The sequence below is a fragment of the Yoonia sp. R78084 genome, from assembly GCF_044595625.1.
Taxonomy (GTDB): Bacteria; Pseudomonadota; Alphaproteobacteria; order Rhodobacterales; family Rhodobacteraceae; genus Yoonia.
Window position 1 is genome coordinate 2,886,484 of sequence record NZ_CP138993.1, and the last position, 14,190, is coordinate 2,900,673.

General features: G+C 58.3%; 13 protein-coding genes. 11 read left to right on the top strand and 2 right to left on the bottom strand.

Annotated elements, in window-relative coordinates:
- Positions 1 to 5 precede the first annotated feature (5 nt).
- The 8 genes from purH (at position 6) to SJY29_RS14520 (ending at position 9,399) form a co-directional block, all read left to right on the top strand.
- The gene (gene purH / locus SJY29_RS14485; RefSeq protein WP_400084096.1) at positions 6 to 1,595 is read left to right on the top strand and encodes a bifunctional phosphoribosylaminoimidazolecarboxamide formyltransferase/IMP cyclohydrolase; all 1,590 of its coding nucleotides are present in this window, start codon (positions 6 to 8) and stop codon (positions 1,593 to 1,595) included.
- A gap of 9 nt (positions 1,596 to 1,604) precedes the next feature.
- Positions 1,605 to 2,111: a signal peptidase II gene (locus SJY29_RS14490; RefSeq protein WP_400084099.1), complete on the top strand. Its 507-nt coding sequence runs from the start codon at positions 1,605 to 1,607 to the stop codon at positions 2,109 to 2,111.
- A gap of 52 nt (positions 2,112 to 2,163) precedes the next feature.
- Positions 2,164 to 2,802, top strand: coding sequence for a DUF3035 domain-containing protein (locus tag SJY29_RS14495; RefSeq protein ID WP_400084102.1), 639 nt, complete (start codon positions 2,164 to 2,166; stop codon positions 2,800 to 2,802).
- 85 nt (positions 2,803 to 2,887) lie between these two features.
- Entirely contained in the window at positions 2,888 to 4,219 is a 1,332-nt protein-coding gene (locus SJY29_RS14500; protein ID WP_400084104.1) for a M16 family metallopeptidase, read from the top strand.
- Positions 4,219 to 5,529, top strand: coding sequence for a M16 family metallopeptidase (locus tag SJY29_RS14505; protein ID WP_400084107.1), 1,311 nt, complete (start codon positions 4,219 to 4,221; stop codon positions 5,527 to 5,529). Before SJY29_RS14500 ends, SJY29_RS14505 begins: the two co-directional genes overlap by 1 nt.
- A gap of 61 nt (positions 5,530 to 5,590) precedes the next feature.
- Positions 5,591 to 7,402 (top strand): DNA mismatch repair endonuclease MutL, encoded by a 1,812-nt coding sequence (gene mutL, locus SJY29_RS14510; RefSeq protein WP_400084109.1) that lies wholly within the window; start codon positions 5,591 to 5,593, stop codon positions 7,400 to 7,402.
- Complete coding sequence (locus tag SJY29_RS14515; RefSeq protein WP_400084112.1) at positions 7,399 to 8,637, top strand: DNA recombination protein RmuC; 1,239 nt, start codon at positions 7,399 to 7,401, stop codon at positions 8,635 to 8,637. Before mutL ends, SJY29_RS14515 begins: the two co-directional genes overlap by 4 nt.
- A 3-nt stretch (positions 8,638 to 8,640) precedes the next feature.
- The gene (locus SJY29_RS14520) at positions 8,641 to 9,399 is read left to right on the top strand and encodes an SDR family oxidoreductase (protein WP_400084115.1); all 759 of its coding nucleotides are present in this window, start codon (positions 8,641 to 8,643) and stop codon (positions 9,397 to 9,399) included.
- A 73-nt stretch (positions 9,400 to 9,472) separates the two neighbouring features.
- On the opposite strand, the gene SJY29_RS14525 is transcribed toward SJY29_RS14520, so the two are convergent.
- Both SJY29_RS14525 and SJY29_RS14530 read right to left on the bottom strand, forming a co-directional pair.
- On the bottom strand, positions 9,473 to 10,123 hold the full coding sequence (locus SJY29_RS14525; protein ID WP_400084118.1) for a ChrR family anti-sigma-E factor: 651 nt from the start codon (positions 10,121 to 10,123) through the stop codon (positions 9,473 to 9,475).
- Between the two features lie 8 nt (positions 10,124 to 10,131).
- A complete protein-coding gene (locus SJY29_RS14530) occupies positions 10,132 to 10,656 on the bottom strand; it encodes a sigma-70 family RNA polymerase sigma factor (RefSeq protein ID WP_242654421.1) in 525 nt (174 codons plus the stop codon).
- 257 nt (positions 10,657 to 10,913) lie between these two features.
- Between SJY29_RS14530 and SJY29_RS14535 the strand changes: the two genes are divergently transcribed.
- Genes SJY29_RS14535 through SJY29_RS14545 form a run of 3 tightly spaced genes read left to right on the top strand, consistent with a single transcriptional unit; the run spans position 10,914 to position 14,190 of the window.
- Positions 10,914 to 12,212, top strand: coding sequence for an NAD(P)/FAD-dependent oxidoreductase (locus SJY29_RS14535; RefSeq protein ID WP_400084121.1), 1,299 nt, complete (start codon positions 10,914 to 10,916; stop codon positions 12,210 to 12,212).
- Positions 12,209 to 12,967 carry a DUF1365 domain-containing protein gene (locus tag SJY29_RS14540; protein ID WP_400084124.1) on the top strand — a complete coding sequence of 253 codons (759 nt, stop codon included), beginning with the start codon at positions 12,209 to 12,211 and terminating at the stop codon, positions 12,965 to 12,967. Before SJY29_RS14535 ends, SJY29_RS14540 begins: the two co-directional genes overlap by 4 nt.
- On the top strand, positions 12,964 to 14,190 hold the full coding sequence (locus tag SJY29_RS14545) for an MFS transporter (protein ID WP_400084127.1): 1,227 nt from the start codon (positions 12,964 to 12,966) through the stop codon (positions 14,188 to 14,190). The genes SJY29_RS14540 and SJY29_RS14545 overlap by 4 nt, the downstream gene beginning before the upstream one ends.

The window sequence follows — 14,190 nt, forward strand, 5'->3', positions numbered from 1 at the left end:
CCCACATGACCGATCTTGTCCCACTGCGCCGCGCCCTTCTTTCTGTCTCTGACAAAACCGGGTTGATTGATCTTGGCCAGGCGCTTGCTGCGCGTGGTGTTGAACTCTTGTCTACCGGCGGGTCCGCCAAGGCGCTGCGGGATGCGGGACTTGAGGTGCGCGATGTCGCGGATGTCACCGGTTTTCCAGAAATGATGGACGGACGGGTCAAGACCCTGCACCCTGTGGTCCACGGCGGTCTTCTCGCACGCCGCGATCTTGAGGCGCACCGCGATGCGATGGTGGAACATAACATCGGGCCGATCGACCTGCTGGTGGTGAATCTCTATCCCTTTGAAGAAACCGTCGCCAAAGGTGCCGATTTCGACACTTGCATCGAGAACATCGACATCGGCGGCCCCGCGATGATCCGCTCTGCGGCCAAGAACCACGCGTTCGTGACGGTCGTAACGGATGTGGAAGATTACGCTGCGCTTTTGGCGGAGCTTGACGCCAACGAAGGCCAGACAACGCTGGCCCTGCGCCAGCGTCTGGCACAAACTGCTTACGCCCGCACAGCGGCCTATGACACTGCCGTCAGCACTTGGATGGCAGGTGCGATTGGCGAGGATACACCACGTCGCCGGTCATTTAGCGGCACATTCAAACAAATTATGCGCTATGGCGAAAACAGCCACCAGTCTGCGGCGTTCTATACTGATGGCACAGACCGTCCCGGCGTCGCCACAGCCGTGCAGCATCAGGGCAAAGAGCTGTCGTATAACAACATCAACGACACCGACGCCGCCTTTGAACTTGTCGCGGAATTTGATCCAGCCGAGGGCCCTGCCGTCGCGATCATCAAACACGCTAACCCCTGCGGTGTGGCGCGGGGTGCGACGTTGCTTGAGGCCTATCAACACGCCTTTGATTGCGACCGCACCAGCGCGTTCGGCGGCATTGTTGCCCTGAACCAGCCACTGGATGAAGACACCGCGAGAGCGATTGTCGAGATTTTCACCGAGGTCGTCATCGCACCCGGCGCCTCTGATGCGGCCAAGGCTGTGTTCGCGGCCAAAAAGAACCTGCGCTTGCTGACCACCGATGGTCTGCCCGATGTGAAAGCGCCGATCACCACCTATCGTCAGGTCGCGGGCGGTATGTTGGTGCAGGACAAGGACACCGGATACGTCGGCATGGATGATCTGAAGGTCGTGACCAAGGTTGCGCCGACCGAGGAACAAATGGCCGATCTGCTGTTTGCGTGGAAAGTGGCCAAGCACGTGAAATCCAACGCCATCGTTTACGTCAAGGACAAGGCCACCGTTGGCGTCGGCGCAGGCCAGATGTCACGTCTGGACAGCGCGCTGATCGCCGCCAAAAAGGCCGAACGGATGGCCGAGGCGATGGGTCTGGACACGCCGCTGACCAAAGGCTCTGCCGTGGCGTCCGATGCGTTCTTCCCCTTTGCTGACGGCCTGATGGAGGCTGCTGCCGCTGGTGCAACCTGTGTCATCCAGCCCGGTGGCTCCATGCGTGACGACGAAGTGATCGCAGCCGCCGATGAGGCCGGCATCGCGATGGTCTTTACCGGCATGCGCCACTTCCGCCACTAGAGGACCGCCATGCGCCTGATGTTTTTCACTGCCCTGTGGATTTTCCTGCTGGATCAGGTGATCAAATTCTACGTGTTGTTCAATGTCTTCGGGCTGCGGTGGGAACAGGTCACAGTGCCCTCGGATCAACTCCCCTATCCGCAGGCGGTGGATGTCGTCCCACCGTTCCTTGTGCTGCGGATGGCATGGAACCGTGGCGTGAATTTCGGGCTTTTTGCCGAACATGACATGCGCTGGGTGCTGATCGGCGTGGCCTTCGCGATTACGGCAGGCGTGATCTGGTGGCTGAACAAGATCGGCGGGACCAAATGGGTCTATATCTCGGGCGGGTTGCTGATTGGCGGCGCGATGGGCAATGTGATTGACCGCTTCTTTTATGGGGCTGTGGCGGATTTTCTGAACATGTCGTGCTGCGGGTTCAACAATCCCTATGCGTTCAACGTGGCTGACATCTGCATCTTCCTTGGTGCCATCGGGCTGGCCTTTCTTGCGGATGACAAAAAGAAATCGGCGTGACCTTGCGCTTGGCTTGGGCTAAACAAATCTGACCAACACCGAGGGACTATTCATGCGTGCGCTTTCTTTCTCTGTTCTGGCCCTGATTTTGGTCACAGCCTGTGGCAACACGGATCGTCCCCTGCGCGATTTGCGCTCTGCCGGCGGCGGGCCCGATGAATTCGCCGTGATCCCTTTTGATCCGCTGGAAATCCCAGAAACGCGCGCTTTGCCGAACCCGACACCTGGTGGGGCCAACCGCGCTGATCCGACACCGAATGCCGATGCGATCCGCGCATTGGGCGGATCACCTGCTGCGGTGGTGGCCGGTGGTGTCCCCGCCGGTGATGCAGCCCTTGTGACGCAAACAAACAGATATGGTGTAGACCCCGCGATCCGCGCACAGCTTGCGGCCGACGATGACGCGACTTTGCGCCGTGCACGCCGGACAAACCTTTTCAATCCCCTAGGGCGCGACCGGTACTTCGCCGCATATGCGCGACAGGCCCTCGACGCACCTGCCGAACTGGCACGTCTGGACGCGCTTGGTGTTGCGGTCCCGCAGGTGCCTGCCGAAGCAGTTGAGGCAAGAGAGCGTGCTTCCGCTGGATTGCTTGGGCAATTCGGCATTCGCGAAGACTGTGTTTTCACAACCATCGGGTCACCGGACGGACGGATTCGTCGTGTCTGCGAATCTGACGAAGCCGAGTAGGCTAACCTCACATCTGCGTATGGTGACTTGAACCATGGGCAAAGCGGCGTAGGTTTCCTTGTGGTCAATTTCTGAAGGGGTGCCTATGAAACGTCTGTTCGCTGCTCTGGTGATGGCGCTATCCGCCACGGCTGCGCAAGCCGAAGAAGTCACGACATATACGCTCGACAACGGCATGGAAGTGGTTGTGATCGAGGACCACCGCGCGCCTGTTGTCGTGCATATGCTCTGGTACAAAGTCGGGTCCGCGGATGAACCTGTTGGTGCCTCCGGTGTGGCGCACTTCCTTGAGCATTTGCTGTTCAAAGCAACTGATGTGCTTGAATCGGGCGAGTTCTCGGCAACGGTGGCGGCCAATGGCGGCCGTGATAACGCCTTCACCAGCTATGACTACACCGCCTATTTCCAACGTGTGGCCGCCGACCGTCTTGAGCTGATGATGCAGATGGAAAGCAACCGGATGAACAACCTGCGGATCACCGCCGAGGATGTCGAAACCGAGCGTCAGGTCGTTCTTGAAGAGCGCAACCAGCGCACCGAGAACAACCCCAACGCACTCGCACGCGAGCAGTTCCGCGCAGCCCTGTTCCAGAACCACCGCTACGGTGTGCCGATCATTGGCTGGAAACACGAGATGGAAGAGCTTGATCTGCAAGACGCGCTTGGGTTTTACGATCTCTACTATTCACCCAACAACGCAATTCTTGTAGTCGCCGGTGACGTTGAACCCGAAGAGGTTCTTGCACTGGCAAGACAGTATTACGGCGTGATCCCTGCCGAAGACCAACTGCCTGTCCGCGAACGCCCGCAAGAACCGCCGCAGCGTGCCGAACGCCGGATCACCTACGTCGATGCGCGCGTGAGCCAGCCCTATCTGGTGCGCATGTATCTGGCCCCCGAACGCGACCCCGGTGCGCAGCGCGAAGCTGCTGCCTTGGTCTATCTGGCCGAGCTTTTGGGCGGTTCGCCCTTTACCTCGGCTTTGGGACAAGCCCTGCAATTCGACACGCAGACAGCCATCTACACCAACGCCTCTTATAATGGGTCCACTTTGGATGACGGCGTGTTTTCATTTTCAATTGTCCCCGCCGATGGCGTTTCCCTGTCCGAGGCAGAGGCTGCGATGGACGAGGTCGTAAACGCCTTTCTGGAAGCCGAGATCGACCCTGCGCGCATGGAAAGTATCCGCACGCAGCTCCGCGCATCCGAAATCTATGCGCTGGATGACGTGCAAGGGCTGGCGCAACGCTATGGCGCGGCGCTGTCGCAGAGCCTGACGGTCGCCGATGTGCAGGAATGGCCCGAGATCCTGCAGTCCGTCACCGAAGAAGACATCAAAGCGGTCGCCGCCAAAGTGCTGAACCGTGATCAATCCGTGACCGGCTGGGTCGTGGCAAACCAGAAGGAGGCACGCTGATGCTGCGTATTCTGATTGCATTTTGCCTGACCATCGTCGCCACAACCGCACGGGCGGAACTGGACATCAAGCAGGTCACATCACCCGGCGGGATCAATGCGTGGGTGGTCGAAGAACCCGCAATCCCGTTTGTGGCCTTGGAAATCCGTATTCGGGGTGGCGGCACGCTTGACCTGCCCGGCAAGCGCGGCGCGACAAATCTGATGGCCGCACTTCTGGAGGAAGGCTCCGGCGATATGACAGCGCAGGAATTCCAGACCACGCTGGAAGACCTTGCCGCCAGTTTCACATTCCGGGCCTTTGACGACAGCATGCAAATCTCGGCGCGCTTTCTGACCGAAAACAAAGAGGAAGCTATTGCCTTGTTGCGGCAGGCACTGATCGCGCCACGCTTTGATCAGGACGCGCTGGACCGTGTGCGCGCACAGGTCATTGCGGGCATCAATAGCGATGCCAAAAGCCCCAATGCGATTGCAAGTTCAACATTCTACGCGAACGCTTTCGGCGACCATCCTTACGGGTCCAGCATTGACGGGACGATCGACTCCGTAACCTCCCTGACGCGTGACGACATGTTCGAAGCGCATCGCAATGCACTGGTTCTCGACCGGCTCTTTGTATCCGTTGTGGGCGACACGACCGCCGAAACCGTGGGCGCTATGCTTGATGACCTTTTGGGTGATCTGCCCGCAGAGGGCCCAGCTTTGCCCGATGACGTTGCCTTTGGTCTGGATGGGGGCATCACGGTTGTTGAGTTTGAAACCCCCCAATCTGTCGCCTTCTTCGGACAGGCAGGTCTGAAACGCGACGACGAAGACTTCTTCACCGCTTTCGTGCTGAACCATATTCTGGGTGCAGGCGGCTTTGAATCCCGCCTGATGACCGAAGTGCGCGAAAAGCGCGGCCTGACCTATGGCATCGGCACGTCCCTTGTTCCCAAATACCACGCGGAAATGATCCTCGGAACTGTCGCCTCCTCGAACGAGACGATTGCCGAAGCAATCGAAGTGACCCGCAGCGAATGGGAACGGATGGCGCGCGATGGTGTGACGCCGGAAGAGCTGGCGGTTGCCAAGACCTATCTGACGGGCGAATACCCTCTGCGCTTTGATGGAAATGCCGATATTGCGAGCATTATGGCGGGAATGCAGATGATCGGCCTGACGCCGGATTATGTGGTGGACCGCAACAGTTTTGTTGAGGCAGTCACGCTGGAAGACGTGAACCGTGTTGCCGCCGAATTGCTACAACCAGAAGGGCTGCACTTTGTTGTGGTTGGTCAGCCCGAGGGGCTTGAATCGACGCAGTAGCCCCTCTGCGGCCCTGTTTTCCACTCGCAGAATCGCGGTGGGCCATGCTACAGATTGTGGCATGGCCACCGCAGACCCCCAAATACAGCCGCGCCCCGTGATCCGGCAACTTGATGACGCTGCAATCAACCGGATTGCGGCGGGAGAAGTGCTGGAACGGCCTGCTTCGGCCGTCAAGGAACTGGTCGAAAACAGCGTCGATGCAGGCGCCACCCGTATTGAGGTGGTGATCGCCGATGGCGGCAAGACCCTGATCCGCGTCACAGACAACGGCTGCGGTATGACAGGGGCAGACCTTCCCTTGGCGCTTTCACGGCATGCAACATCCAAGATCGACGGCTCTGACCTTCTCAACATCCGCTCTTTCGGTTTTCGTGGCGAAGCGCTGCCATCGTTGGGTGCAACAGGTCGACTAACGATCACATCGCGCGCGAAAGGTGCAGATGCGGCCATGATTGCTGTCGCCGGCGGCAAGACAGAGGGTGTGAAACCGGCGGCGCTTTCCGCTGGCACCGTCATTGAATTGCGCGATCTCTTCTACGCCACCCCTGCCCGCCTGAAGTTCCTGCGCACCGACAGGGCCGAGGCGCAGGCGGTCACCGATGTCGTCAAGCAGCTTGCCATGGCCGAACCTTTCATCACCTTCATTCTGCGCGATGCGTCAAACGGGGATAACCGCACGGTGTTTCGTGCCGATGCTGAAACAGGCGATCTTTTTGATGCACTGCACGGGCGGCTGCAGGTGGTCTTGGGCAAGGATTTTGCCGAAAACGCCTTGCGGATCGACACCCAGCGCGACGGCTTTCACCTGACAGGCTATGCCGCGCTCCCGACCTATTCACGCGGGGCAGCAGTGGCACAGTTCTTGTTCGTCAACGGCCGCCCTGTGCGGGACAAGATGCTGCTGGGCGCGTTGCGTGCGGCCTATATGGATGTGCTGTCGCGCGACAGGCATCCGGTGGCGGCGTTGTTCGTGGATTGCGACCCCACATTGGTGGACGTGAACGTCCACCCCGCAAAATCCGAGGTCCGTTTCCGCGATCCGGGAACCGTGCGCGGCTTGATCGTATCCGGCCTGCGCCATGCGCTGGCAGACGCAGGGCACCGTGCCTCCACAACCGTGGCAAACGCGACGCTGGGCGCGATGACGCCGCAACCGGCCGCACCCCGCGTTTACCAGATGAACCGTCCCAGTTTCAGTGCGCGGTCTATGACGTTCCAGGCACAGGCACCGGGATTTGGTGAACACCCCTCTGCACGGTTTGAACCGGTGGTGGCAGATGAACCCGATCACCTGCCCCTTGGCGCCGCCCGCGCGCAGGTGCATGAAAACTATATCATCGCGCAAACCGAAAAAGGCATCGTCATCGTAGATCAACATGCCGCACACGAACGGCTGGTCTATGAGAAGCTGAAAGCACAGATGGCTGAAAACGGCGTTGCGGCGCAGGCTCTGCTGATCCCCGAAGTGGTCGAGCTTTCAGCGAACGAAGCGGCGCATTTGCTGGAAATCGCCGATGATCTGGCCAGATTCGGCCTGACCATTGAACCCTTTGGCGGCAATGCTGTGGCTGTGCGCGAGACGCCCGCAATTCTGGGCGAGGTAAACGCCGCAGCAATGATCCGCGATATTCTGGATGAACTTGCCGACCAAGGCGACAGCGCGTCGGTCCAAGCACGGATCGAGGCAATCCTCAGCCGCGTGGCCTGTCACGGCTCGATCCGCTCTGGCAGGCGCATGCAGGCGGCGGAAATGAACGCGCTTCTCCGTGAAATGGAGGCGACGCCACTATCAGGGCAATGCAACCACGGCCGGCCCACCTATGTTGAACTCAAACTGGCCGATATCGAACGGCTTTTCGGGCGCACATGATCCAGATTGGCGAGAATATCTACGACCTCAGCGATCCCATGGTGCTTGGCGTGATCCTTGGAGGGGCAATTTTGCTCCTCGTACTAATCCTTTTGATCATGACGGTGCGCCGTGCAGGAAAATCCACAGAGGCCGTCCAGTTTGTCGCGTCACAGGTCGGGCGCTTGTCGCAGGATGTCCATTCGTTGGGGCAGGGTCAGCAACAGCTTGCAGGCAACATCAGCATCGTCAGCGAGGCGCAGGCCAATGCGCAGATGCACGTCGTGCAGACGATGGAGGCGCGTCTGGCCGAAGTGCAGGCCCAGATGGCCGAACGGCTGGCTGAAAACGCGATGAAATCGGCGCGCGCCTTGACCGAAATGCAGGAGCGCATGAAGGACACGCTGACCGGATCGTCCGAAAAGACCACCAAAAGCCTGACAGAGTTGCAAGAACGGCTGGCCACAATCGACAAGGCGCAGACCAATATCGAAAAGCTGTCGGGCGACGTGCTGTCCTTGCAGGATATTCTGTCGAACAAGCAGACACGCGGTGCGTTCGGCGAAATCCAGCTGCAGGATATCGTGTCCAAGGCCCTGCCGTCGGACAGCTACACTTGGCAGGCGACCCTTTCAAACGGCAGCAGACCCGATTGCCTCATCCACTTGCCCAATCCGCCCGGCCCTATTGTTGTTGACGCGAAATTTCCGCTTGAGGCATACGAGGCTTTGATGGCGGCAGAGACAAAGCCGGAACGCGAACGCGCGCTGACCACCTTTGGACAGGCGATCAGAACGCACATCAAAAAGATCTCCGAAAGCTATCTGATTGAAGGCGAAACCGCCGACGGTGCCTTGATGTTTCTGCCGTCCGAAGCCGTCTATGCCGAACTCCACAGCCGCCTGCCCCATGTGGTGCGCGAAGGTTTCACTGCGCGCGTCTGGATCGTCTCACCAACCACCTGCATGGCGACCCTGAACACGATGCGCGCCATCCTGAAAGACGCGCGGATGCGCGAACAGACGGGTGCGATCCGCAAGGAACTGGCGTTGCTTGGGGGCGATGTCGACCGTCTGGTAACGCGCGTGGGCAACCTCGACCGGCACTTCGGGCAAGCAGCAAAAGACATCGAAGATATCAAGATATCAGCCGAAAAGGCGGGCAAACGTGCGCACCGTCTGGATCATTTCGACTTTGAAGAGATCGCACCGGACCCTGAGACGAAAGTCGTGCCCATTATGCCACCGAAGGTCTAGCCCATGTCGCAACGTGTTTTCATCACCGCTGGCGCGGGTGGCATCGGCAAAGTGATCGCCGAGACCTATGCCGCACAAGGTGCGCAGGTATTCGTTTGCGATCAGGACCGCACAGCGATTGATAACCTCGCAGAGGAGATCAGCGGGACGTGCGTTGACGTGACCGATGAAGCGGCACTGGACGCTTGGCTGCAGGACGGGATTGCCAGATTTGGCGGCTGCGATGTCCTGATCAACAATGCGGGCATTGCAGGACAAGCTGACCCCGTTGAGGCACTTGATCTTGCACAGTGGCGGACATGCCTTGCGGTGAACCTCGATGCGCAGATGATCACCTGCCGCGCGATCGCCCCTGTGATGAAACGCCAGAAATCTGGCGTGATTATCAATCTGTCCTCAACCTCCGGCCTGTTCGGTGCGCCGTTTCGTGCGCCTTATGCTGCGGCAAAATGGGCGGTGATCGGCTTTACCAAGACCATTGCAACCGAATTGGGCCCCCATGGCATCCGCTGCAATGCGATCTGTCCGGGTGCTGTCAGTGGTGATCGTATGGACAGGGTGCTTGCCGCCGAAGCGCAGGCGCGTGGCGTGACACCGCAAGATGTCTATCAGGAATATGCATCCGGCAGTTCCCTGCGCCGGTTTGCTGAACCTGCGGAAATCGCGCAGCTTTGTCTTTACCTTTCCTCTGATGCAGCGAAATTTATATCAGGTCAGGCAATCGCGGTTGATGGCAACACCGAGACTTATCATTCCGTCTAGGGACCGGACCCAACAAAGTAAAAGGCGCCCCAAAACCAATTGGGACGCCTTTCAATAAATATTGCTGCCGCGATTAGATCCCGATGAAACGCTGCGCGATGCGGGGAACCAAACCGTTGAACCGGAGCGGCGCGTCTGTTGCGGCAAGGCAGATACAATCCATACCTTCCTCAGCGACGGGCGTGTGGTGCAAATCTTCGTTGGCAACCTCAACGTCACCCGCGCCAAAACGGTCTTCTTCGTCCGTAAAGGCCCCCTGCAGCACAAGCGTCAGCTCTGTCCCGCGGTGTCCATGATCCGGAACGGCCGTACCTGCCGGAATCCGCAACAAGCGCACGCTGGCATCTTTTGATGTTTTCAGTACCAGTTGGCTTACACCGCCACCAACTTTGCGCCACTTCAGACTGTCGATATCGCCTGAGACATAGTCCTGAAGAGGGCCCGGGAACACGCTGTCTTTTGTACGCGGCGGTGCCGGCTGGTCCGCAAACTTGCCACTGTCAATCAAGGCGAGTGTCGCGGCCAGTGCATCCTCGGCCACATCAACAGGCGCTGTATCCATCATGACCTCGCCGCCGACAGCTTCAAATCCTGCGAGGGCCGCGCGACAATCGTCACACATGCTGATGTGCGTCGCCACGACCAGATTAAACGCCTCCGGCAGCGTTCCGGCGGCATAGCCCATCAAAAGGGGCTCGGTCAGGTGATGTTTTATCTTTGTCATGTCGTTCATCATTTCATTGCGTGGCGCAGCCGATCCAACGCCAACCTAATCCGCGATTTGATTGTTCCCAGCGGCAATCCCGTCTCTGCGGCGATTTGACTATGGGTCAGCTCGCCAAAGTAGGCGCGCTCAATCAGTTTCCTTTGTTCTTCAGGCAAAGTGGCCAAGGCCTGCCCGAGCTGTTCCGTTTCTTGCTGCAGGCCGATGGCATCGGCCTGATCTGGTTCCGCTTCGGGGCCCCATGGCAGGTCTTCGGGTTCAGGCCTGCGCTGTTTGCGCAGAATGTCGATCTTGCGATTTCGGGCGATTGTAAAAATCCATGTGGATACACTCGCCTTGGTCGGATCGAACATATGGGCCTTGTTCCAAAGGGTCGCCATGACCTCCTGTGTGCATTCTTCTGCCAGATCCGGGCTGGCCCCCGATTTCATTAAAAACGATTTCACGCGAGGTGCAAAATAGCCGAACAGTTCGGCGAATGCCGCACGGTCCTGGTTATCACGCACCGCATAGACTTGGACGACCCAAGCCATACGTTTCGTCGTTTGTTCGGTATTCACCTTTGATGTCTCCGCTGCGCGCTTTAGATGTGCCTTCGCACCATCATATGTGCTTGGCACAGGCAACGCATCCGCTTTTCTCAAGGTGCTTGTTTCCGTTAACATATGGATATTACGCGCCCGATCACGGAGTGGATCACAACATTGATGTTTTTTTGTGATGATCCATGTAAGTAGTAGGGACGTAACAACAATAAGAAACGATCAAGCGAAGCTGGAGCTCCCCACACATGCCATTCGAAGCCGGGACGATCGCGCCCAAGAAAATTGCGGTCATTGGTGCCGGTATTTCAGGAATGGGCGCTGCACATGCGCTCGCACAAAACCACCAAGTTGTGTTGTATGAAGCAGAGGGGCGTCTTGGCGGCCATGCACGCACACGGATGGCGGGCAAAAACGGCGATCAGGCTGTGGATACGGGCTTTATCGTTTTCAACTATGCCAATTACCCGCATCTGACAAAGCTGTTCGGCGACCTCAATGTGCCGGTCACAAAAAGCAACATGAGCTTTGGCGCATCGTTCAGCGGAGGCCGCATGGAATATGGCCTTGCCAGCATGAACGCGCTTTTCGCCCAGCGCAGCAATATCGCAAGCCCGCGCTTTTTACGCATGGTCCGCGATATTCTGAAATTCAACGCCAAAGGCCTTGAGGCTAGTCAGGATGAGACGCTGACGATCGGCCAGTTGTTGAAGAAACTGAAACTCAGCGATTATTTCCGCGATCATTATCTGCTGCCATTTTCGGGCGCGATCTGGTCGACCCCGAAAGAGAAAATTCTCGATTTTCCTGCCTATGCAATGATGAAGTTTTTCGACAACCACGCACTGCTGAGCGCAACGGGCCAGCACCAGTGGTACACGGTTGACGGCGGTTCACGTGAGTATGTTAGGCGGCTTGGGGCGGATATGCTGAAACGCGGTGTTGAGACACGTCTCGGCGCGCCGATTGATGCGGTACGCCGCACGCAGGCAGGTGCCGAAGTCAAAACACATGGCGCGGAATGGGAAGCCTTTGACGAGGTGGTCTTTGCAACCCATTCCGACGATACGCTGGCGATGCTGTCGGACGCCACAGCCGTTGAGCAATCTGTGCTCGGTGCGGTGCGCTATCAACCCAACAAGGTGGTTCTGCACTCTGATACATCTATCATGCCGAAGCGCCGTCAGGTCTGGTCATCGTGGATCTATTCCGAGGATGCCCAGCGCACCGATACCGAGATCAACTTGACCTATTGGATGAATTCGCTGCAGCCTTGGCTGAAAGCCGAGGAGATGATGGTCACTTTGAACAGCAACCGTCCGATCAAGGAAGAACTGATCTGGGACGAAGTTACACTGCGACACCCCGTATATGATCTTGAGGCGATCGCCGCCCAGCAGGCGGCGGCCGCGATGAATGGCGCAAACCGGACGTGGTTTTGCGGTGCATGGATGAAGAACGGGTTCCATGAAGATGGCCTGTCCAGCGCTTTGGACGTCGTGGGTTCGCTCAACGCGCGTGCGCGGATGAACGTCGCGGCCGAGTGACAGCCACCGTTCAACATATCGCAGCAGAGACCTACCACGGACGGCGGGGGGCGGTAAAAAACGCCTTTCGCTATTCGATCGATTATGTGTTGCTGGACGCAGAGGCCGAGGTGGCAACCCCGACCCTGTTTTCGCGCAATGCAGGCAACCTGATGTCACTGCATGACAGCGATCATGGTGGCGCACCCAAGGCTGGTGCGGGGCCTGCGTGGGTGCGGAATGTGCTTGCGGCATACGATGTCACGGATGCTGTGCGGATTGAGCTGCTCACCCAGCCCCGCGTTCTGGGTCATGTGTTCAACCCTGTTTCCTTCTGGCTTTGCTATGATGCGGATGACGCGCTGACCACAGTGATTGCCGAGGTGACAAATACCTTTGGCGACCGCCATTCCTACTTGTGTCGTCATGAGGATGGCCGTGCGATCACCGAGGATGAAACACTGCCGGCACAAAAACTGATGCATGTGTCCCCGTTCCAGCCAATCGAGGGCGGCTATACGTTTCGCTTTGATATCCAGCCTGATGCGATCGGCATCTGGATCGACTATTCGCGCGGTAACGGCGGGCTGATTGCCACGCTGACGGGGCCGCGCAAACCCATGACCAACACAGCGATCATTAAGGCGGCGCTCCGGCGACCCTTCGGGTCTCGTCGCGTGCTGGCACTCATCCATTGGCAGGCAGTGAAACTCTGGTGGAAAGGTGCGACGTTCCGATCGCAACCCGAACCACCCGCAGACGAGGTGAGCCGGTGAGGGCGCTGACCGAACGCCTTCCCGCCTATTCGCTTTTCGCTGCCGTGCTTGCTGGTGCGGGCCTGCCGATCTATATTTACGCGCCGAAATATTATGCCGACACTTACGGTGTTAGCCTTGCCGCGCTCGGCACGCTCCTTTTTGCGATGCGTCTTTTCGACATGATCCAGGACCCTGTTCTGGGCTGGATCAGTGAACGGCTGACCCGCGCCAAAAAGCTGGTGATTACGCTGACCGCAGGTGTCATGGCGCTCTCGATGATAGGGCTTTTTGCGGTGGCGCCGCCGATCAATCCACTGTGGTGGTTCGCAATCACGGTGACAGGGCTCTTTACGGCATTCAGCTTTCTCACCATCAATTTCTACGCTCAAGGTGTCAGCAAAGCCGGCAGTGGCCCACAGGGCCATGTGCGGCTGGCCGCCTGGCGGGAAAGCGGGGCTTTGATCGGTGTCTGCATAGCCGCCGTCGTACCCACCGTGTTGATCGGCGTAGTGGCCGATCCTTTCGCGGCCTTCGCCTACGGCTTCACCGCGCTCACCGTGGCCGCCGCCATCTTTATGTGGCCCGAGTGGAAAGAAAGGGTCAGTCAGGAACCATCGCAGATCGGTGCAATCATCCGCGACAAAACGGCACGCAAGTTGCTTGTTCTGGCTCTGGTAAATGCCACCCCTCTGGCTGTCTCTTCGACACTTTTTCTCTTTTACGTCGAGAGCAAACTGGGTGCGGTAGGTTGGGAAGGGCCCCTTCTTGTGCTGTTTTTCCTTGCCGCCGCAATTTCGTCACCTGTTTGGTCCGCCCTCGCGCGGCGCTTCTCGCCAAAGCCGGTTTTGCTGGCCGCCATGGTGCTTGCCGTCGCTTCATTTGGTTACACCCTCACTTTATCGCCCGGTGATGTGATCCCTTTCGCGGTTATCTGCGTACTAAGTGGAGCAAGCATCGGCGCAGACCTTACTTTGCTGCCCGCAATGTTTGCGAAACGTATGGCTGCCATCTCGCCCAATGGCGGACAGGGATTTGGCCTTTGGAATTTGGTGAACAAGTTCACGCTTGCCTTCGCCGCGGTGGTTTTGCTGCCGCTACTTGAACGATCCGGTTTTCAGGCCGGGGCAACCGATTTGCCCGCTGAAGCCATCACGATGCTGACGGTGCTCTACGCACTGGTGCCATCGCTATTGAAAATTTTGGCAATCGGTTTGCTGGTTGCCACAAGACTTGAGGACTAA